Source organism: Paraburkholderia sp. CNPSo 3281, from assembly GCF_024206515.1.
Taxonomy (GTDB): domain Bacteria; phylum Pseudomonadota; class Gammaproteobacteria; order Burkholderiales; family Burkholderiaceae; genus Paraburkholderia; species Paraburkholderia nodosa.
Genome location: NZ_JAMBPS010000001.1, coordinates 76,912 through 97,040 on the forward strand (window position 1 = coordinate 76,912; position 20,129 = coordinate 97,040).

At 63.1% G+C, this 20,129-nt stretch carries 22 protein-coding genes and 2 tRNA genes; 9 read left to right on the forward strand and 15 right to left on the reverse strand.

Features of this window, described 5'->3' with window-relative positions; translation table 11 throughout:
- Positions 1 to 50 precede the first annotated feature (50 nt).
- The 7 genes from M3I56_RS00345 to M3I56_RS00375 form a co-directional block, all read right to left on the reverse strand.
- Positions 51 to 452 (reverse strand): DUF2280 domain-containing protein, encoded by a 402-nt coding sequence (locus M3I56_RS00345; RefSeq protein WP_254352002.1) that lies wholly within the window; start codon positions 450 to 452, stop codon positions 51 to 53.
- A gap of 154 nt (positions 453 to 606) precedes the next feature.
- Entirely contained in the window at positions 607 to 897 is a 291-nt protein-coding gene (locus M3I56_RS00350) for a hypothetical protein (protein WP_254352003.1), read from the reverse strand.
- Between the two features lie 182 nt (positions 898 to 1,079).
- On the reverse strand, positions 1,080 to 1,673 hold the full coding sequence (locus M3I56_RS00355; RefSeq protein WP_254352004.1) for a helix-turn-helix domain-containing protein: 594 nt from the start codon (positions 1,671 to 1,673) through the stop codon (positions 1,080 to 1,082).
- A gap of 55 nt (positions 1,674 to 1,728) precedes the next feature.
- Positions 1,729 to 1,965 (reverse strand): helix-turn-helix domain-containing protein, encoded by a 237-nt coding sequence (locus M3I56_RS00360; protein WP_254352333.1) that lies wholly within the window; start codon positions 1,963 to 1,965, stop codon positions 1,729 to 1,731.
- 119 nt (positions 1,966 to 2,084) lie between these two features.
- Positions 2,085 to 2,822 carry a hypothetical protein gene (locus M3I56_RS00365; RefSeq protein ID WP_254352005.1) on the reverse strand — a complete coding sequence of 246 codons (738 nt, stop codon included), beginning with the start codon at positions 2,820 to 2,822 and terminating at the stop codon, positions 2,085 to 2,087.
- Positions 2,823 to 2,896: 74 nt separating this feature from the next.
- Positions 2,897 to 4,240 carry an integrase family protein gene (locus M3I56_RS00370; RefSeq protein ID WP_254352006.1) on the reverse strand — a complete coding sequence of 448 codons (1,344 nt, stop codon included), beginning with the start codon at positions 4,238 to 4,240 and terminating at the stop codon, positions 2,897 to 2,899.
- 351 nt (positions 4,241 to 4,591) lie between these two features.
- Positions 4,592 to 5,545, reverse strand: a complete 954-nt coding sequence (locus M3I56_RS00375; protein ID WP_254352007.1) for a LysR family transcriptional regulator — start codon at positions 5,543 to 5,545, stop codon at positions 4,592 to 4,594.
- A 117-nt stretch (positions 5,546 to 5,662) separates the two neighbouring features.
- Between M3I56_RS00375 and M3I56_RS00380 the strand changes: the two genes are divergently transcribed.
- The 3 genes from M3I56_RS00380 to M3I56_RS00390 all read left to right on the forward strand — a co-directional run bounded on the left by M3I56_RS00380 (position 5,663) and on the right by M3I56_RS00390 (position 8,317).
- Complete coding sequence (locus M3I56_RS00380) at positions 5,663 to 6,781, forward strand: aldo/keto reductase (RefSeq protein WP_254352008.1); 1,119 nt, start codon at positions 5,663 to 5,665, stop codon at positions 6,779 to 6,781.
- Positions 6,782 to 7,334: 553 nt separating this feature from the next.
- Positions 7,335 to 7,484 carry a hypothetical protein gene (locus tag M3I56_RS00385; protein ID WP_027795377.1) on the forward strand — a complete coding sequence of 50 codons (150 nt, stop codon included), beginning with the start codon at positions 7,335 to 7,337 and terminating at the stop codon, positions 7,482 to 7,484.
- 242 nt (positions 7,485 to 7,726) lie between these two features.
- Entirely contained in the window at positions 7,727 to 8,317 is a 591-nt protein-coding gene (locus M3I56_RS00390; protein ID WP_254352009.1) for a chorismate mutase, read from the forward strand.
- 9 nt (positions 8,318 to 8,326) lie between these two features.
- Here the strand turns inward: M3I56_RS00390 and M3I56_RS00395 are convergent, their stop codons facing one another.
- Together M3I56_RS00395 and M3I56_RS00400 are read right to left on the reverse strand one after the other, a co-directional pair.
- On the reverse strand, positions 8,327 to 9,493 hold the full coding sequence (locus M3I56_RS00395; protein ID WP_254352010.1) for an exonuclease domain-containing protein: 1,167 nt from the start codon (positions 9,491 to 9,493) through the stop codon (positions 8,327 to 8,329).
- Positions 9,494 to 9,771: 278 nt separating this feature from the next.
- Positions 9,772 to 9,975 carry a cold-shock protein gene (locus M3I56_RS00400; RefSeq protein ID WP_254352011.1) on the reverse strand — a complete coding sequence of 68 codons (204 nt, stop codon included), beginning with the start codon at positions 9,973 to 9,975 and terminating at the stop codon, positions 9,772 to 9,774.
- Between the two features lie 413 nt (positions 9,976 to 10,388).
- Here M3I56_RS00400 and M3I56_RS00405 point away from each other — a divergent pair, with 413 nt between their 5' ends.
- Both M3I56_RS00405 and M3I56_RS00410 read left to right on the forward strand, forming a co-directional pair.
- Positions 10,389 to 10,589, forward strand: a complete 201-nt coding sequence (locus M3I56_RS00405; protein WP_081771740.1) for a hypothetical protein — start codon at positions 10,389 to 10,391, stop codon at positions 10,587 to 10,589.
- A gap of 563 nt (positions 10,590 to 11,152) precedes the next feature.
- Entirely contained in the window at positions 11,153 to 12,304 is a 1,152-nt protein-coding gene (locus M3I56_RS00410; protein ID WP_254352012.1) for a porin, read from the forward strand.
- Between the two features lie 89 nt (positions 12,305 to 12,393).
- On the opposite strand, the gene greB is transcribed toward M3I56_RS00410, so the two are convergent.
- Positions 12,394 to 12,954: a transcription elongation factor GreB gene (gene greB / locus M3I56_RS00415; protein ID WP_254352013.1), complete on the reverse strand. Its 561-nt coding sequence runs from the start codon at positions 12,952 to 12,954 to the stop codon at positions 12,394 to 12,396.
- 128 nt (positions 12,955 to 13,082) lie between these two features.
- Here greB and M3I56_RS00420 point away from each other — a divergent pair.
- Both M3I56_RS00420 and M3I56_RS00425 read left to right on the forward strand, forming a co-directional pair.
- Positions 13,083 to 13,159, forward strand: a tRNA-Arg gene (locus M3I56_RS00420).
- 80 nt (positions 13,160 to 13,239) lie between these two features.
- Positions 13,240 to 13,316 (forward strand) — tRNA-Arg (locus M3I56_RS00425).
- Between the two features lie 89 nt (positions 13,317 to 13,405).
- Here M3I56_RS00425 and M3I56_RS00430 read toward each other — a convergent pair.
- From M3I56_RS00430 to M3I56_RS00450, 5 genes are all read right to left on the reverse strand, one after another.
- Positions 13,406 to 13,888: a phage protein NinX family protein gene (locus M3I56_RS00430; protein ID WP_254352014.1), complete on the reverse strand. Its 483-nt coding sequence runs from the start codon at positions 13,886 to 13,888 to the stop codon at positions 13,406 to 13,408.
- Between the two features lie 151 nt (positions 13,889 to 14,039).
- Positions 14,040 to 16,406: a bifunctional (p)ppGpp synthetase/guanosine-3',5'-bis(diphosphate) 3'-pyrophosphohydrolase gene (locus M3I56_RS00435; protein ID WP_028205169.1), complete on the reverse strand. Its 2,367-nt coding sequence runs from the start codon at positions 16,404 to 16,406 to the stop codon at positions 14,040 to 14,042.
- 92 nt (positions 16,407 to 16,498) lie between these two features.
- Positions 16,499 to 16,702 carry a DNA-directed RNA polymerase subunit omega gene (gene rpoZ, locus M3I56_RS00440; protein ID WP_006400783.1) on the reverse strand — a complete coding sequence of 68 codons (204 nt, stop codon included), beginning with the start codon at positions 16,700 to 16,702 and terminating at the stop codon, positions 16,499 to 16,501.
- A 40-nt stretch (positions 16,703 to 16,742) separates the two neighbouring features.
- Complete coding sequence (gene gmk, locus M3I56_RS00445; RefSeq protein WP_028205170.1) at positions 16,743 to 17,456, reverse strand: guanylate kinase; 714 nt, start codon at positions 17,454 to 17,456, stop codon at positions 16,743 to 16,745.
- Positions 17,457 to 17,470: 14 nt separating this feature from the next.
- A complete protein-coding gene (locus M3I56_RS00450; RefSeq protein ID WP_254352015.1) occupies positions 17,471 to 18,409 on the reverse strand; it encodes a YicC family protein in 939 nt (312 codons plus the stop codon).
- Between the two features lie 303 nt (positions 18,410 to 18,712).
- On the opposite strand from M3I56_RS00450, the gene rph reads away from it, so the two are divergent.
- A complete protein-coding gene (gene rph, locus M3I56_RS00455; RefSeq protein ID WP_254352016.1) occupies positions 18,713 to 19,453 on the forward strand; it encodes a ribonuclease PH in 741 nt (246 codons plus the stop codon).
- Entirely contained in the window at positions 19,446 to 20,093 is a 648-nt protein-coding gene (gene rdgB, locus M3I56_RS00460) for an RdgB/HAM1 family non-canonical purine NTP pyrophosphatase (protein WP_254352017.1), read from the forward strand. The genes rph and rdgB overlap by 8 nt, the downstream gene beginning before the upstream one ends.
- Positions 20,094 to 20,129 lie beyond the last annotated feature (36 nt).

The window sequence follows — 20,129 nt, forward strand, 5'->3', positions numbered from 1 at the left end:
CCATCTCACTTTGTTCCGCTGCTCATCGGTCGGTGCAAACGCTGCTCGCTTCACCCGAACATTCTTTCCCACTTCCGTGCCTCCTTCGCCTGACGTGCGTCTGCAGCCTCCAGCGACGCACACTTCAAAATACTAAGCGCCACCTGGACGTCTTCGCGTTTTACAGCCGCATCGAACAGTCGCTGCAATTCACGGAGCCGCCATGATTCATTGGCGATCGGGATACTTTCAACGTCGTCCAGATATTCGCGACGTGCCGTCTCGAACAGTTCGCGCAGTTGTGCCGAAAGATTGACGCCCATGCGCCGACCGGGGTTATACGCCTCGGCAAGTTGCCGCGAGATTTCGATTCCCAATTCTTCCTTGACGGCCTGTACCGCTTCGCTCGGGGACATAAACTGGGCCGCACAGCGCACGAGGTACCGTTTAGCCTGTTCGTCCAGTTTCACCATGAACACCTCTGGTCAAGCCCCGTCAAACAACACCGCTGCACTGGAATACCGCTTCACCACCTGCAGCGACGCTGTGCAGCACCGTGTGGCACCAGTCAGTCATGTCGGTCCAACTCCACGATTTTGCACTCGCTGCCACGATCCTATGTCCCACTCAGCTTTCCCGCATACCCTCCGCAACCGCTTCGCTGGCGGAGCTGACCGCCGTCGAGTTATTGGATGCCACGGTACCGTCTGACGCTTTCGCGAAGCTCATGCAGTCCTCGAAAAACAGCCGCAGCGCGCGGTTCACCCACACCGGCACGCTATCGCGTTCGTCAAGTGGATGTGGCAGTGCTTCGCCCGTCTGCAACGCAGGCGCAAGATCGGACCTGCCGTGGCGCTCGCAGTATGCAGCGACGGACTGCCAGCGCCCGCTTTCCACCGTCCACTCGTGCGGCGGCATTGCCTGCACTCTTTGAACGAGGCGGAGCCACCACACATGCTCGCGACACCACCGCGATACTGCCGCCCACTGATGGGCGCTCGCGGCAGCGTGTTGCGGGCAAATCCACACGCCGCCAGCCTTGACGCTCGCGAACCCTGGGCAGTCGTGGGCTGCGCAGCGCAGCGAATCGAGCGCCGCATTCAACGGATCACCTTGCGGCTACGCAATATTTTCAGTGACTGTGCAACCGCCGCGCGCGACGCGGCACTGCCATGCTCCTTTGGTCGCCCCCGTGGTACGGCATGCTCGCTCTCGTCCTGAATGACCACCGGCGCGTCCCCTTTTTCAATCTTTCTCAATGTTTTTCGGGGAACGTTAATGTCGGGGGTTGCTCGCAAGGATGTCAGGGGTTGCGTGCAAGACGGTGAGTGATTGGCCTTATCAACCCCTGACGCTTCTGCTAGGGATTGCACACGCCTGACCTCTGGCATTTCTGTTAGTGATCCTGAATCACAAACCCCCGACGAATCTGTCAGAGGTCCAACTTCGAAATACCTCATATTGCGATGCAGCGTTCCGGTCGCGCGAATGAACTTGCGCGTTTCCAGCCATGCAAGTGCAGAGCGCACAGTGCGAGCATCAAGCGACGTATGGTCGACGAGATACGTGACGCTCGCAAAGATTGGTGCCCCCTCGCACTTCCACGCGAGAGCGATCAGGACTGCGCGGGCTGTGGGGACGGGCAATTCGTCCCGATGCAGGGCCATAGCCCATTTCATCAGCCGACCGCTCACGGTGCCCTCCTCGCGCCCTTGTGCATCGCGCGCGAAGGGACGAGAACGTCGCCGTTCATTTCGTGCCTCCCGCCAGCAACGCGCGCACGTCCGCCGCGCTCCACGCAAGGCGCCTGCCCACCCGAACGGGGCGGATGGGGCCACTTTCTTGCGACGCCCATTTGCGAAGCGTCTGCGGCTGCAGGCCAAGTGCAACCGCGGCCTCGCTAGTCGTCAGGCCCCGCTCGATGCCACGGGCGGCCAAGTCGGCAGCGATGGCAGCACGTGCCTCGTGAAAACTCAAACTCACCATGGCGGCAACCCCTTTTTGTCGATTCAGGTTGACAACCACGGTAGACCGGTTGGGATACGGTTTCCAGATGCGCTCGGCCTCGCGAGCGTTCGCGCGCACTCACGAGCGTTCGCGCGCACTCACGAGCGTTCGCGCGCTCTCGCGCGCCGCATCCGGTCGGCCAGATTCTTGAGCGTGAAAAACCGAACAGCAGTTTGCGTTTGGTACTTGATGCCGTCTCCGTCGTCCGAGACGCCAATCAGCGTGCGGTAGCCCTCTTCGGCCAGCTTCATCAACTCGGCATACACGCTGTGGGGGTCGTCGGGGACAGCGGCGCGCTTCCGCGCTTCCTCAATCTCCACATCAAGCCAAGATGTTCGCTTCTCTTTCAGCGGCACAGGCGTGCCGTGGTCCGGCCGCACAGGCGCGTCGTGGTTAGGCGGAACAGATACGTGCAGCGTTTCCGGCTTCACGTCGGCGCGGACCAGTACGGCGCGTGCCGCCGCGTCCGTCATCCGCTTCGGAACCGGAAAGCGCCTGTCGAGTTCGCGGATATATGGTGAGTGATCGTCCGATTGGTACAACACGCGACGCCGCTCCAGCGCCCTGAACTCCGGATTGCGCAGAATCGCAAATTCCGTGAGGACCTGTCGGCGCCGCTCCTTTGCCTCCAGCAGGTCCCAGTAATGGTTACGCCAGCGCGGATTGCGCTCGACGTCCTGCAACCAGTGCGGATCGCAATCGAGGGATAGCGCCAGCAGCAGCCACAGAGGTTCGGGCCGATCGCACGAGTAGCGATCCCATTGCGCCGGGCGCGTCCGCTCGAAACGCTCGATCTCTTCGCGCGACGGCGGCGCGGTATCATCGGCTGCAGCCATGAGACTCGTCTCCCGCAAGACGGGTTAGGTGGTCAAGCGGCGCGCCTAGCGCAAACTGGACGCGTCGCTGCCCATTATTTCAGGGCGCGCAGGCCCTGTTTCGCATCCTCCGGCTTGAAGTCGATCCCGGCCTGTTCCAGCATCCACGCTTCAATCTTCGTGTGCCAGACGCGCAGCAGGTCCAGCGGGCGGCGGCGGTAGTGTTTTTCGGCCAGCGCCGATGCCGCGTGCCCCTGGATCTGCGCAACGATTCCAACGGGGCATTCCACCCACTCGCTCAACGTGCCGAAGCTCCGGCGCAGATCGTGGATAGTCAGATGCGGCAGGCCTGCCGCCGCCAGCGCGCGGTTATGCGAAAAGCGCGGCTCGGCAATCTTCCCGTCCTCCGCCGTTGGCGACGAGAACACCCATTCGTTGCGACGCGGCAGTGCAGCCAGCACGCTGGCGAGATACGGCGGCAACGGAACATCACGCCCGGTCAGGGTCTCCACCTTGTCGCGCAAATGCAGGCCGCCCCAGCGAAAATCCACATCGTCCCAGCGAAGTGCGGCCATTTCCTCGCGGCGGGCGCCGCAGATCAGCGTCGCCTGGAGATAGGCACTTGCCACGGGGTTGTCCAGCGCCTTGACGGCCTTGAACCATGCTCGCAGCTGCTCGCGTTGCAGCGACCCGCCCGCCTTCGCCTTGCTCTGCGGCACCAGGCCCGTGACCTTGTGCGACTGCCAGGCGTCCGCGCCCACGATGCCTGCGTAATCGTCATGATCGGCGGTCCAGCGAATGAACGCTTTCAGCAGCCGGTACGCGTGCGCCGCGTTCGTCGGCCGCTGCGCCGTTTCCACTTCGAGCCAGGCCGCCACGCGCGGCGCAGTCAGATCCGCCAGCCGTAGATCCAGTAGTGACGCGAGCGGGCCGGCGACCGTTTTCGCGTCCTGCCTGCCGCGCTTGCGCGGCTGGCCGCCCGGCGCTGCCAGCGCCTCATGGTCGGCCAGATAGCGCGCGCTGCGCGGTTTCTTGGTCTTCGGGGAAATTGCCGTGCGCAGATGTTCCAGATAGACGGCCCACGCTTCGCGCACCGTCACCTCGTCGCGCCGGGCCGCCTGGCGCTTGGCCTCCGCGGCAGCGCGGTGCTCGGCTTCCTGCTCGCGCGGGTCGGTGCCCGCGTCCACCAGCACGCGCAGGCGGGCGGCCTCGGTGCGCGCCTTCTTCAGCGGCCAGGCATGAGCGGCGCCGATCGAGATACGTAGCGTGCGCCCATGCAGGCGGCTTTCGTAGATGTACGTCCGCGATCCGACCGTCACGCGCACGCCCAAACCGGGCGTCTCCGCGTCCCAGTAGATCGACTGCTGCCTGCCGGGTTCGCACGGGAACGCGGCCACCCGCTGCGCCGTGAAGTTTGCCTTTTTGCTGCCCTTCGCCATGTCCGCTCACCTTCGCATCTGCCGCCGTGTAGGCGCTGTGTAGGCAGATTCTATGGCAAATGGTCAATCCCGATCAACGCATGCACGTTGTTATTTTCCAATAACTTCTTATAAGTCAGCCAGTTAACGAATTTGATCAACTTCAGTCCATCCCCGTAAATGCAGTCTTTTGCGCATTCGTAATGCGAAGGTCGGGGGTTCGATTCCTCTTTCCGGCACCAGGATTCAAGCAAAAAGCCCAGTCTTCGGACTGGGCTTTTTGCTTTGTGGCGTCGGCGCACGGCACTCCGTGCGCTGCGGCACACCTCTGCGCTCACCTCATCCCATCGCCCCAGCTCGTGCCATGCGAGCTTAGGCACCCTCACGCTTCTCGCGCAGAAAGTCGATGAATACACGCAGCTTTGGCGGCAACTGCGCGCGCCCGGCCGTGTACAAATAGAAACCCGGAAACGATGCACCCCACGGCTCGAGCACCGGCACGAGCCGGCCTTCGTCCAGGGGGGCCCGCACGTAATCTTCGATGACGTGCAGCAGACCCACGCCCTGCTCCGCGGCGCGCACCATCGTGCGCAGATCGTTCGTCACGAAGCGGCCCTCGGTGACCACATCGAACACGCGCCCAGCATCCTCCGGCTGCGCGAACTCCCAGCGGTAGACGCCGCCCGTCGCGAAGCGATAGTGCAGGCAATCATGCGCAGCCAGGTCATCGGGGGTGACAGGCCGCGCGCGGCGCTCGAAGTATTCCGGCGAGCCCACCACGACGATACGAATCGGCCCGCCGATCGGCACCGCCACCATGCCAGGCGCAACCGATTCGCCCAGGCGGATGCCGGCATCGAAGCCGTCACCAACCAGATCGGCGAAACCGTCGTCAAGCGCGAGTTCGAGCTTGATCTGCGGATAGCGCGACATGAATTCCGCAAGGTGCGGCATGACGAGCAACTCGCTCGCCACGCGCGGCAGGTTGATGCGTAGCGTGCCGGCCGGGGCGTCGCGCGAGGCGTCGAGCGCATCGAACGCCGCCTCGATCTGTGAGAGCGCGGGCTGGACGCGCGCGAGAAACTGCGCACCCGCCTCGGTCAGCGCGACCCGACGCGTCGTGCGATTGAAAAGCCTCACGCCGAGTTGCGCTTCGAGCGCACGTACGGTTTGCGATAGCGCCGAAGTCGAGAAGCCCGCGGCGGACGCCGCACGCGTGAAGCTGCCATGGCGGGCGACAGCCGCCACCGCAAGCAGTGCGGGCAGGCGCCCTGCCAGACCCGAGGTGGCGGGCGGCGCGAACGCCTGAGTGGAAACCGGGCCCATGTTGCCTCCATTGTGAAGCCTCGCTTCACAGTGCTTTCAGGTGAACCCGATTTTTCCACAAAAAGGAAAAGCGCAAGATGAGCTCGCGTTCGCCACTCACTCTTGGAGGAAACCGCCATGAAACTCGATACCTATACCCTGCTCGGCCGCTCGGGCCTGCGCGTCAGCCCCATCGCCCTCGGCACCATGACGTTCGGCACTGAATGGGGCTGGGGCGCCGACGAAGCCGCTGCCCAGCGACTCTTCGACCTCTATGTCGACGCAGGCGGCAATTTCATCGACACCGCAGATCTCTATACAGAAGGCACGAGCGAAACCTGGGTGGGGCGCTTCGCGGCCGCGCGCGGTCTGCGCGAGCGGCTCGTCATCGCCACCAAGTATTCCTACAACGCGCAAGCGGGCAATCCGAACGCCGGCGGCAACCATCGCAAGAATCTGCTGCGTGCGCTCGACGGCTCGCTCAAGCGCCTCGGGACCGACTACATCGATCTCTATTACCTGCACACGTGGGACCGCATGACGCCCGTCGAGGAGGTGATGCGCGCCATGGACGACGCGGTGCGTGCGGGCAAGATCCGCTACGTGGGCCTCTCCGACGTGCCCGCCTGGTACGCGGGCCGCGCGCAGACGCTGGCCGACTGGCGCGGCTTCGAACCGGTAGCGGCCATGCAGCTCGAATACTCCCTGATCGAACGCAACGCGGAACACGAATTCGCCGATCTCGCGACGCAACTCGGCATGGGGCTCGTGCCGTGGAGTCCGCTCGGCATGGGCGTGCTGTCAGGGAAATATCGGCCGTCGCAGGCAAGCGAAGGCGTGAGCGGTGCGGGCCGCTTGCAGACGGTGGGCGCAAAGCCGCCGCCCGGCTTCGACAAGCTCTCGGCGCACAATTTCGCGATCGTCGCCGAGCTCGAGCGGGTCGCGCACGAGGCCAACCGGCCCATGGCCCAGGTAGCGTTGAACTGGCTGTATCAGAAGCGCGGCGTGGCAAGCATCATCGTGGGCGCGACCAAGGCCGCGCAACTCGAAGAGTCGCTTGGCGCGCTCGACTTCACGCTCGACCCCGAACTGGTCGCGCGTCTCGACGCGGCCTCCGAGCCCGCCCACCCGTTTCCCTACTACATGTTCGCGGACGGCCACCAGTCACGCATTCACGGCCAGGTGGACGTGCGCGCGACGCCCGCGAACCACGCTCAGGTGCAGCGCGTGCCGGCACCGCCGGAGGCCCAAACGTAACGAATTATCGGAGTGCATCAATACGCCGCGCCCGAATGCGCGGCTATTTACGCACGTTCGGTCATTAAATCGAGGCGAAATGACGCGCAACAAAGTATTAATCGCCCAAATCGGATAGAAACGGCCGCTTACATAGTTTTAATTCTTATTAACGTTTCGACGTCAACGGCTAAGCATAATCGACCGTTGTAGTTGAATGGTGGCTGCACGCTGAGCCGGAGGGAACGGCCCACGGTTGCGGCGTCGCACAACACGAACGCGGCACGACGCCCAGGCGAACGCGGTGCTCAGAGCCGGGGGAAGACCGATTGAGGCGTTGTGCGACTGCAGCAGCCACTGCGCGGGAGATGTGGGACACACGTGGAACGTGCGCGATTCAAGCAGCATGCGACAGTGCGAAGGACATCTCAACAATTATATTCCCGCGCCGTTAATCATTTGTATCGCTGTGCGAAGAAAGCAACATGCATGCGAGAAAAGCATTGTTACCGTAAGCGGGACTAGCGCAATAGAAGTGCCGAGCCGGATAATCGGCTTACATAGGAGAAACATCATGGACGCCAAACCGCCAAGGATTCCGACCCCGGACCAAGTCTTCAGCCCGGATCCGGAACCGGTGGCCGTTGAGTTTCTCGGCGACGAATTGCCTGCTCACGTGCGGGCATTTCTTGACGAGCAACGCAAGGCACACGAACAGAAGTGACGGGGAAGCGCACGTACGCGTTCGCGGGGTCACGCGCGCTGCAGACGTTCGTGTGCATATCGACACGCGGAGTTCGGGGACGCGCGTATCATGCTGCGCGCAACTTGCGCCGTAGCGGTTAGCGCTCGATCGCGGGCGTGCGTTGCTGCGGCCATGTCGGTTCGACCTCAGCGCCATTAGACGCAAACGCCCCATTACCGGCTATGCTTCGGCTTTTATTGCCGGCGTCTTTCTTCCACTCGATGACATTGCTGACCCGCGCGAGCGCGCGTTGCGCTGCTGCGCTGCTCTTCGCCCTGCCGATCGCATCCGTCCACGCCGACGGTGACGACACTGCCCTGACCAACCTCGTCGCGCTCGTTTCGCAGCGGCTGGCGCTCGCCGAACCAGTCGCGCACTGGAAATGGCAGCATCACAAGCCGATCACCGACACGCCCCGTGAAGACGCCCTGCTCGCCGACGTGCAGAAGCGCGCCACGGCAGCTGGCGTCGATCCCGCGTTTGCGCGTGCGTTCTTCCGCGATCAGATCGATGCCAGCACGCAAATGCAGAAGTCGCTATTCGCCACGTGGCGCGCCTCCCAGGCGCCCAGCGACCCCGCACCGGATCTCGCCACGGCGACGCGGCCCCAACTCGACAGACTCACCGGACAACTGATCGGCGCGCTCGCACGCGTGCAACCGCTGCGCGGCGCACCGGATTGCCCGGCGCGCGTCGCAAGAACGGTTGCGAACTGGAAGGAACTCACGCGCTATGACTCCGCGCGCACGAGTGCGATGAATCAGGCACTGGAGCACGTGTGCGAATCGGGCGGCGTCGGCGGGGTCGCCTAAGCGCGGTTGTTATGCCGCGCTCGTAAGGCCGTCGGCCTCGGAAGGCTGCAGCACCTGCACGCGCAGGCCGCGCTCGAAGTGTGTCTGCAGAATGCGCCAGGTCGAGAGTTCGAACACCCGCTCGGCGCTGCTGTCCACCAGCACCACGGCCTCGGCCGTGGTGGGAAAGGCGCCCATATAGCACCAGCGATCGATCAGGTGATAAACCTCGGCGCCATTCGTCGAGTCCTGCTCGAGCACGACCACTGCGCCGCCGAACGGCCAGGGCGCCGCTCCAAGGTCGGCGGGGTCGCGCTTCGACACACGCGGCACGCGGTTGAACGAGGGCTTGAGCGTGGCGATCCACTGCGCCTCGACGAGGAGCGCGCCAAGCTCGCCGCCTGTCGCACGCCACTCCACGCGGCGGACCTGCTGCGCCATCCGGTGTTCGCGTGAAGAGCGCCGCTCACCCGAAAGATGCGCGCGCACGCGCTGGCGCACCCGCACGCTGCGCCCCACATAGAGCGGCACGTCGTTCTCGCCATAGAAGGCATAAACGCCGTGGCCTGCCGGCGCCGTGTCGATGAGTTCGTCGGTAATGTCACCGGCCAGTACGTGACGGCGCGTCGTACGATCGATCTGCGACGCCAGCGCTTCCCCGGGCACCAGCGCCGGCAGGCGCTGCCAAAATTGCCAGAGGAGATCGGCGTCGGCGAGCGCGCGATGGCGATCCGACGGTACGAGCGCATGGCGCTCGACCAGCGCGTCGAGCCCGTGGCGCTTCTCACCCGGAAAAAGCGCCCGTGACAGGCGCACGGTGCACAGGACGTCAGGATTGAAGGAATAACCGGCTCGCTCGAACTCCGCTCGCAGAAAGCCACGGTCGAAAGCCGCGTTGTGCGCGACGAAGAGCTTTCCGGCGAGTCGCCCATGGAGTTCCGCGGCAATCTCGGCGAAGCGCGGCGCGCCGCGTACCATCTGGTCCGTAATACCAGTGAGCTGCTGGATAAAGGGCGGGATAGGTTGGCCGGGATCGACGAGGGTGCTCCATCGTGTCGCCTGCCCTTGCGCCACCTCCACAACGCCAACTTCGGTAATGCGGTGCTCGCCTACCGAACCGCCGGTCGTCTCGAGGTCCACGAAAACGATGGGAAGGTCGCCGGCAGGCTGGGCGGCGCTCAAGGAGGATTCAAACATGGTGAAACGATGGGGGAAATGGAAAACGGCCCCAGTATGCACTGTTTGGACGCCACGCGCCGACGGTTCCGGCTGTTAAGTGTGACCTTTGGATTTTAGTGAAAACCCGAATCGGGAAAGTCGCAGATTCCCAGGGTTTCCCCGATTAAATCCGTGAGGTAAAACCGTGGGTATTAATATTGACTAAAAATCAATATGTCAAAAATAAAAAAGCCCCGGGTTCACCCGGGGCCTGGTGTCGCATGAGCGCTCGCGCAGCGAGCGCCCGCACGCTGTACTTACAGCGGCTGGATGTTCGCGGCCTGCTTGCCCTTCGGACCGACCTTGACGTCGAACGACACACGCTGGTTCTCCTTCAACGACTTGAAGCCGTCGGCGCGGATTTCCGAGAAGTGCGCGAACAGATCGTCGCCGCCGGAGTCAGACGTGATGAAGCCAAAGCCCTTCGCATCATTGAACCATTTGACGATACCGGTTTCCATGTTTCAGTTTCCCTCGAGATTTTAATGACGCGGGTAATAACCCTCACGCCGTATCCAGCCAATTCCCGCCGTCCCGCTTCAGTGAATTCCACGTTTTGAAATTGCAGCAGAACGAAAAATTAGCTTTGCCGTTATACGGGGAACGTCAATCGCCAGTCAAGCGAATTTTTTATAACAGCTTTCCCGATTCAACGATAAAAGCGGTACGCATCAAAAAGCGGCAAGAAATCGTATGCGAGCCGAATCGATATATACTGCTACGTCATTTTTACCCGATTATCTCGCTCACGTCATTTCTACCGGGAAGTTTTCCCGAAATGTAACAATTCGTGTCAAACGTAAGTGTTTCTCCCGGTTGTTCGAGTAATACATTCAATTCATCATCGATATTGTTAGCGGCATCGGAGGTCATCATGCTGACAGCTCTGCGGCGATGGATTCATTGGCTCGTACAAACAGACGGCATTGCGCCAACGGCTGAAGAAGCCGAAACCTATGGCGCATGGCACGGGGACCACTGGCACAACCTGCTGTGTTCCCCTATGGACGCAAGGCACTACGTAATGGAAGACTGGAGCCTGCAGCCTGAGCCGCCGCAAGCGGGCACCCAATAGGGTACGCGTAGCGCGCGTGGCCTGAAGACGGGCAAAAAAAAGCGCGGCTGAAAAGGCCGCGCCGACAAAGGTTTGGAGATCTTTTTCGTCAACGAAAAAGTCTGCTTCGGAAAGCAGCGATTGAAGTATAGCCGGACCCGGGTCTGACGATTAAGTAGACTGCGCACAATCATCTGTTACGCCGGGCGCAATAATCAGTTGAGACCGTTTTAAGCCGTTTTTCGCAATCGAGCGTTGTAGCGATCGCACAACGCTCGATCGGTTGACAGTTTCACCCCCTTCCTCAGAAATCCGCTCAAAGCCTTTACCAGCAGGGCTTAAGACGAGCGAAATAATCATTTCTGATATCGCAATACTTTATTGCGGAATTCGGAATACCCCCTCTTCGAGCACCCTCTCTACACTCTGCCTGTCTGGAAACCGACACGGACGAATTGTCTCGGACGGATTGTCTCGCACGGATTAATTCGTACCACGCGAACTTGCCTCTCGCTGCGCTTCGCATGGACGGTTTCCCAAACGGGGTTCAACGAAACCCACCTCTGTTCTCGGAGTTTACAAAGATGAAAAAGACTCTCATGGTCGCCGCCCTGACGGGCGTTTTTGCAACGGCTGCACACGCGCAAAGCAGCGTTACGCTGTACGGCCTGATCGACGCAGGCATCACCTACGCAAACAACTCCGGCGGCCACAGCCTCTGGAAGGCATCGAGCGGCACGGTCAACGGCAGCCGTTGGGGCCTGCGCGGCGCTGAAGACCTCGGTGGCGGTCTGAAGGCCATCTTCACGTTGGAAAACGGCTTCAACATCCAGAACGGTACGCTTGGCCAGTCGAGCCGCATGTTCGGCCGTCAAGCGTTCGTCGGTCTGGCAAGCGACCAGTACGGCGCGGTCACCCTCGGTCGCCAGTACGACTCCGTGGTCGACTACCTCGCACCGCTGTCGAACACCGGCACGCAATACGGCGGCACGATCGCAGCCCACCCGTATGACAACGACAATCTGAACAACTCGGTCCGTTTCAACAACACGGTCAAGTACTCGAGCGTCAACTACGCTGGTTTCAAGTTCGGCGGCACGTACTCGTTCTCGAACAGCACCCAGTTTGCGAATAACCGTGCGTACAGCTTCGGCGCGACGTATAACTACGCCGGCCTGAACGTTGCAGCTGCTTACCTGCACGCAAACAACGACATCAACAACCAGCAGTTCAACTCGTCTTCGTTCTCGGGCGCACAAGCAGGCGACTACACGTTCGGCGCAGGCCGCCAAAGCACGTTCGGCGGCGGCGTGAACTACACGTTCGGCCCGGCAACGGCTGGCTTCGTCTACACGCAGACCCAACTGGGCAACGCGGTTAACATCTCGCCCACGCAGTCGGGTACGAAGAATGGCATCTCGCTCGGTGGGAACAGCGCACGCTTCCAGAACTTCGAAGGCAACATCCGTTACGCTCTGACCCCGGCTCTGAGCCTGGCTGGCGCGTACACGTACACCCGTGCGAACTTCGGCGGCGGCGTGAACCCGAACTACAACACGGTCGCACTGCAGTCGGACTACGCACTGTCGAAGCGCACCGACGTCTACCTGCAAGGCGACTGGCAGCACGTGTCGTCGAACCAGGAAGGTATCGGCGCGTACCTGAACGGTCTGGGTTCGGCATCGACCCGTCAAGACCAGGTTGCTGTGACGGTTGGTATGCGTCACCGCTTCTAAGCAGCACGCTGCTGGCCGCCTCGGCCAGCACTGCAGCTGAAAAAGGCACCCTCGGGTGCCTTTCTCTATTTCTGCGACGAGGGATCCATTCAGGCGTGCGGCGGCGGATAGCGCACGTCCAGCACGTCGATCGGCTCCGGCCCTGCCGGCGTGTGCAGCGTGACCTGATCGCCGATCTTCGCCTTCAGGAGCGCCCGCGCGACGGGTGAAACCCAGCTCACGCGGCCGCGGTCGAGATCGACCTCGTCGATGCCGACGATCGTGATCGTATGCGCCTCGCCGTCTTCGGTGCCGTACTCGACGGTCGCACCGAAGAATACCTGGTCCACGCTCTCCTGCCGGCTGCTGTCCACGACCTCGGCCAGATCCAGCCGCTTCGTGAGGAAGCGGATACGGCGGTCGATTTCGCGCAGCCTGCGCTTGCCGTAGATGTAGTCGCCGTTTTCGGAACGGTCGCCGTTCGAGGCGGCCCACGAGACGAGCTTGACCACTTCGGGCCGCGCTTCGTCTATCAGGTGCAGCAACTCGCTGCGCATGCGCTCATAGCCGGCGGGCGTGATGTAGTTCTTCGTGCCGGCGGGAATCTCCGGAAGACCGGCTTCGAGATCGTCGTCGTCGTCGGTCGATTCTTTGACAAAGGCCTTGTTCATGATGGGATCACTGCGTTATGTGTACTGATGCACTCACTACTGCCAGCGTACACGAACCTCGCCCCAAGACAAATCACGATAAGGGCCTTCCCTTTTTTCGAAGCCCTGCTATAATCTCTTTTCTGCGTGCGGCTGTAGCTCAGTTGGATAGAGTACTTGGCTACGAACCAAGGGGTCGTGGGTTCGAATCCTGCCAGCCGCACCATTTATTCGAAGCGCTTCCCGTCAGTTTGATCCGGGAAGGGTTTCAAGCAGTATAGTGTGTAACTAGTATCGTCTTAGCGTGCGGCTGTAGCTCAGTTGGATAGAGTACTTGGCTACGAACCAAGGGGTCGTGGGTTCGAATCCTGCCAGCCGCGCCACCAAATAAAGGGCCTTTCCGTACGGAAAGGCCCTTTGTCTTTTCAGCTGCAGAATTGGGTGTGCCTGGCGTATCGCGAGAAGCGAAACCCTAGCGCGGCGGCGTGCCGATGTCGCCGATCTGGGCGTCGGGACGCGGCAGGTCCTCCACGTCGCCAATCGCGCTGGGCTCCCCCACAGGCTCCATGCCCATGCCCAGCAACGCCTGCGGCTGCCTCAGCATCTGCCCTACCGTCTTACCGAAGCGGCTCGCGACGAACGCCCGCAGCAGCGCCTCACGCGTAGTTTCTCCATAGGCCTCCAGGACTGCCCCCGACTCCCCCTCGAACTCGGCCACACAGGAAGCCGGCTCGCCTCCGCGCAGCTCGACGCGCCTCGCGCGGTCGAGCACCACGCCGGCCGCCTCCCACGAATCGGTGGGCATGAAGCGGCCATCCCACGGACGCCCGCGATCGTTGCCGCGCACGGCAACCGTCTCGCCACTGTCGGTGAAATAGATTTCACGCACGAAGTCCGGCAGGCTGCGCGCCACCCAGTAGTCGAGTGCGAGTCCGGTCAGTTCAGCTACGTTCATTGCGAGTCCCTCGTTTCGGTTCGAAGGAAGATGGGTACATGACCGGCAAGCGCGGTCAGGCTGCCGCGAAGGCGCGGCCGATGAGATAACGATAGATTACCGCGCGAGACGCGCTGTGGGAGCGGTCCGTGGCACGAACCGGTCGCCCCGATCAATAATCCGCGCGCTCGCGCTCGATGCGCATGCCGCCGTCGTGGCGATGGTGCCCGTCGTCGCTCGAACGCTCGCGCGCAATGCGCATCACGTCCGGATTCGTGCGCACGCGGCGCATGACGTTCGCGAGGTGCACGCGATCGCTCACCTGGATCACGAAGCGCAACATGTTCGATTCCTGTGCCAGATCGTCGTCCATCGCGATGTGGACGATGTTGGCGTCCGCCGACGTGATGTCGGCCGCCACGCGCGCGAACACGCCCTTGGTGTTCTTCACCAGCACCTTGACGGCGACGTCGAACAGACGCCCCGGCTGCGGTGCCCACGCCACGTCGATCCAGCGGCCAGGGTCGCGCCGGTGGATGCGCTGCGCCACGCGGCAGTCGGTCGTATGGATCGCCATGCCAAGGCCGATGCCGATATAGCCCATGATGCTGTCGCCGGGAATCGGGCGGCAGCAAGCCGAAAGCTGCACCGACATGCCCTCGGTGCCCGTGATGACGACAGGCGGCGCCGGCGGCGCATTCGGGTCGCGCGGCGGATGGTGATGCTCGGCGTCGTCGGCGTCCTGGCCGCTCATCAGCACTTCGATGCGTTTGGCCATGACCGCCGCCACGCGCCGGCCAAGACCAATGTCGGCGAAAATTTCCTGGCGGTTCTTGTTGCCGGTCCACAGGACCAGCTTCTCCCACACTTCCGGCGTGACTTCCGAAAGCTGGTAGCCGTAGCCCTTGAGCGCCTGATCGACGAGCCGCTCGCCCAGTTGCACCGACTCCGTGAGACGCATCGTCTTCAGATAGTGCCGGATCGCCGAGCGCGCCTTGCCGGTACGCACGAAACCGAGCCACGCCGGATTCGGCTTGGAGTACGGCGCGGTGATCACCTCGACGATATCGCCGCTCTTCAATTCCGTACGCAGCGGCAGCAGCTCGTTGTTGATCTTCACGGCCACGCACTGGTTGCCGAGGTCGCTGTGGATCGAATAGGCAAAATCGAGCGCCGTGGCGCTGCGCGGCAGCGCCATGATCTTCGACTTCGGCGTGAAGACGTAGACGGCGTCCGGGAACAGGTCGATCTTGACGTGTTCAAGGAATTCGCTCGAGTCGCCGACTTCGCTCTGAATATCGAGCAGCGACTTGAGCCACTGGTGCGCGCGCTTTTGCACGTCGTTGAGATCCGCGCCGCCGTTCTTGTAGAGCCAGTGCGCCGCCACGCCGGCTTCGGCGATCTCGTGCATCTTGCGCGTGCGCACCTGGAATTCGATCGGCGCGCCGAACGGGCCCACGAGCGTGGTGTGCAGGGACTGATAGCCGTTCACCTTGGGAATGGCGATGTAGTCCTTGAACTTGCCCGGAACCGGCTTGTAGAGCGCATGGAGCGCGCCGATGCAGGTGTAGCACTCGAGCGCCGACTCGACCACGACGCGAAAACCGTACACGTCGAGCACCTGGGAGAACGACAACTGCTTGTCGCGCATCTTCTTGTAAATGCTGAAGATGGTTTTCTCGCGGCCGGTGACTTCGGCGTCGAGCTTCGCGTCGGCAATGCCGCGCTGCACCGCTTCCAGAATCTTGCTCACCACTTCGCGGCGATTGCCGCGGGCGGCCTTCACCGCCTTTTCGAGGGTGGCGTAGCGATTCGGATTGAAGTTCGCGAAGCTCAGGTCCTGCAGCTCGCGATAGGTGTTGTTCAGGCCAAGACGGTGCGCGATGGGCGCGTAGATGTCGATGGTCTCGCGCGCCACGCGGCGGCGCTTTTCGGGCGGCACCGCACCGAGCGTGCGCATGTTGTGCAGCCGGTCGGCGAGCTTCACCAGAATCACGCGCACGTCGCGCGCCATCGCGAGGAGCATCTTGCGGAAGTTCTCCGCCTGCGCTTCCTCGCGGTTGCGAAACTCCATCTTGTCGAGTTTCGACAGGCCATCGACCAGTTCCGCGACCTTCGCGCCGAAGCGCTCGGCGAGTTCCGCCTTGGTCACACCCTGGTCTTCCATCACGTCGTGCAGGAGCGCAGCCATGATGGACTGCGCGTCGAGCTTCCAGCCAGCGCAGATTTCCGCGACGGCGACGGGATGGGTGATATAGGGTTCGCCGCTCTGGCGATATTGCCCGAGGTGGGCTTCATCGCTGAAGTGGAACGCCGCCTTGACCTCCTTGATTTCCTCGGGAGTGAGGTAACCGGAGAGCGCGGCGGTCAGATTGGCGATAGAGACGACCCCGTGCTTGCGGGGCTGCTCCGGCGTCGCGGTCGGACCGAACAGATGGCGAAACGACTGTTCGAGGACCGCGTCGATGTAATTGCGCGCAGGGCTCGCAGTCTCGGCTTCCTGGTCCACGTCGGTGGCCGGCGAGGGCGTGATGCTCATGTTCCCCTCCGTATCAGGTTTGGCGTTGACGGTTAAAGCGGCTGCGGCGGTACAAAACTACATGGCGATCGACAATGCCTCGGAACGCGCCCTTAGACGGGCACCTTCTTCAGCATTTCGAGGCCGACCTGGCCAGCCGCGATCTCGCGCAGCGCGACAACGGTTGGCTTGTCGCGGCTTTCGATCTTGGGCGTGTGACCTTGTGCGAGCTGGCGGGCGCGATACGTCGCGGCGAGCGCCAGTTCGAAGCGGTTCGGAATCTGTTTCAGACAATCTTCGACGGTGATGCGGGCCATGTCGGGTTCCTTCTCATTCTCAGCAGGTTCTTATTCTACCTTATGTGCCCGACGCGCCGGGCTGCGGGTGGTGGATACCGAGCTGCACGAAGAGCTCGGTATGCCGCGCGTATTGCGAAGCGAAGCGCAGGCGCGTGGCGCTCACGATGTTGCGCAGCTCCTGCAACGCGCGATCGAAGTTCTCGTTGATCACGACATACTCCGATTCGCTCGCATGCGCGATCTCGCTGCCCGCTGCAAGCAGGCGTCGCGTGATGACGTTCGGCTCGTCTTCGCCGCGCTTTTTCAGGCGGTCGGCGAGCGCCTCGAGCGACGGCGGCAGGATGAAGATTTCCACCGAATTGCGGAACTGCTTCTTCACTTGCTGCGCGCCTTGCCAGTCGATTTCGAGCAGGACGTCATGGCCGATTTTCATCTGGTCTTCGATCCACACGCGCGACGTGGCGTAGTAGTTGCCATGCACTTCCGCGCTCTCGAGAAACTCGCCCGCGGCGTGGCGCGTGAGGAAGTCGTCGACGGTCGTGAAGTGATAGTGCTCGCCGTCGCGCTCCTTCGAACGCGGCACGCGCGTCGTGTACGAAACCGACAGGCGGATCGCGCTGTCTTCGGCGAGCAGCGCGTTCACGAGCGTCGACTTGCCCGCCCCCGACGGCGCCACCACCATGAAGAGGTTGCCGGGGTACATGCCCGCGTACGGATTGCGCTTCTTGTCCTGCTTCGCGTCCGCTTTGGGGGCGCTGCTTTGGTCGGTCATGTTCGTTGTTTCCTTCATTCGAGATTCTGGACCTGCTCGCGCATCTGCTCGATGAGCAGCTTGAGCGTCATCGAGGCGTCCGCGAGTTCCTTCGCCGCCGCCTTCGAGCCGAGCGTGTTCGCTTCGCGGTTGAGCTCCTGCATCATGAAGTCGAGACGCTTGCCGACGCGGCCGCCCTTCTCGATCACGTGACGCGTTTCGTTCAGGTGCGCCGTGAGACGCGAGAGCTCTTCGGCGATGTCGATGCGAATGCCATACATCGTCACTTCCTGGCGGATGCGCTCGGCGATTTCTTCGCGCGAGATGTTGCCGATGCTGCCGCCGTTGCCATTGCTGTCCGGCGCGGCGATACCGAGCGCTTCCTGCAGACGCTCGACGATCTTCTGCTGGTGCTTCGCGATCAGCTCCGGCACGAGCGGCGTGATGCGCGCGACGATCGCCTCCATTTCGGTCACGTTCGCAAGCAGCATGTTGGCGAGCTGCGCGCCTTCGCGAGCGCGCACTTCGATCAGATCGGCGATGGCCTGCTTGCCGCAGCCGAGCACGGCGTCGCGCAGCACCTCGGCCGCCACGCCGCTTTCCGCCAGCACGCCGGGCCAGCGCAGGATCTCGCCCGTGCGCAGACGGCCCGACTCGGGAAACGCTTCGAGCACGGCGCGCTCGAGCCCGGCGAGCTGATCGAGCGCGTCGCGGTTGAGCGCGCCCGCGCTGGCGCCCTGCTCGCTCTTCTGGATGTTGATGCGGATGTCGACCTTGCCGCGCGAGAGCTTCGTCATCAGCATTTCGCGCAGCGTGGGCTCGCACACGCGCACGTCTTCGGGCATGCGGAAGTTCAGGTCGAGAAAGCGCGAATTCACCGTGCGCAATTCGACGGAGATACTCGCGCCGCCCGTGCCCGAAGCCGCAGCAAGCTCGCGCGTGGCGCTGGCATAGCCGGTCATGCTGTAAATCATGGTTCGTCTCGCGAAGAAAGCCGTGGCGTCGTGCGCTGCGCGCGCGGGTCACGGCGAGGAAATCGAGGCGCCCGGCGTGTTGTCGCGAATGGACGAAAAGCGCGGGGCGGAGAAACCGCATTATCCCATTTTTGAGGGCGCGCCTTCGCAAGCGCGGGCTGCATGCCGCTTCCGGACGGGGCGGCCCGCTTTCCACCCTCCCGTCGCCGTCCCGCCGCCTTCCGGCCGCGCCCGTCGCGAGGCGCGCGGAGGCGGTAAAATCACGGTTTCCCCTTCCCTCTCGCGCCCTCGCGCCCCTTCACGATGACCCAATCCATCCAGCGCCCCTCCGGCCGCGCCGCCGACCAGCTTCGCGAAGTCCGCATCACCCGCAACTACACGAAGTACGCCGAAGGATCGGTCCTCGTCGAGTTCGGCGACACCAAGGTGCTGTGCACCGCGAGCGTGTCCGAAAGCGTGCCGCCGTTCCTGCGCGACAAGGGCCAGGGCTGGCTCACCGCCGAATACGGCATGCTGCCGCGCGCCACGCACAAGCGCAGCGACCGCGAAGCCGCGCGCGGCAAGCAAACGGGCCGCACGCAGGAAATCCAGCGCCTGATCGGCCGCGCGATGCGCGCCGTGTTCGACCTCGAGGCGCTCGGTGCGCGCACCATCAACCTCGATTGCGACGTGCTGCAAGCCGATGGCGGCACGCGCACGGCGAGCATCACGGGCGCGTTCGTGGCGGCTCACGACGCCGTCTCGAAGCTGCTGGCCACGGGCCGCATCGAACGCTCGCCGATCACCGACTACGTGGCGGCGATTTCGGTTGGCGTGTACGAAGGCGTGCCGGTACTCGACCTCGACTACGACGAAGACTCGCAGTGCGACACCGACATGAATGTCGTCATGACGGGCTCGGGCGGCATGGTCGAAGTCCAGGGCACGGCAGAAGGCGCGCCGTTCTCGCGTGAAGAACTGAATGCGCTGCTCGATCTGGCGCAAAGCGGCATCCGCTCGCTGATCGAGAAGCAGAAGGCGGCGCTGGAGATCTCGCATGGCTGATCTGCAGCCGGATTCGACGGCTAAAACCGCGGCTCGCGCGCTCTCGCGCGTCGTGCTCGCCTCGAACAACGCGGGCAAGCTGCGCGAGTTCGCGGCGCTGCTCGGCGCGGCCGGCATCGAGCTCGTGCCGCAAGGCGCGCTCAACGTGCCGGAGGCCGAGGAGCCGCATCCCACCTTCGTGGAGAACGCGCTCGCCAAGGCACGCCATGCGGCGAAGCTCACGGGCCTGCCCGCGCTCGCCGACGACTCGGGCCTGTGCGTGCGCGCGCTGCGCGGCGCGCCGGGCGTGTATTCGGCGCGTTACGCGCAGCTCGCGGGCGGCGAGAAGAGCGACGCGGCGAACAACGCGCTGCTCGTCGCGAACCTGAAAGATCACGCGGATCGCCGCGGCTACTACTACTGCGTGCTCGCGCTCGTGCGCCATGCCGACGACCCCGAGCCGCTCATCGCCGAAGGCCGCTGGCACGGCGTGGTGCTTGACGCGCCGCGCGGCGACAACGGCTTCGGCTACGACCCTTACTTCTACGTTCCCGAGCTCGAAGCCACGGCCGCCGAGCTCGATCCGGCGCTCAAGAACGCGTCGAGCCATCGCGCAATTGCCCTGCGCCAACTGCTCGCGCGACTCCAGGAGGAAGCGTGAGCCAGCAGCATCGAATTGGCATCGAGGTGGTCCAGT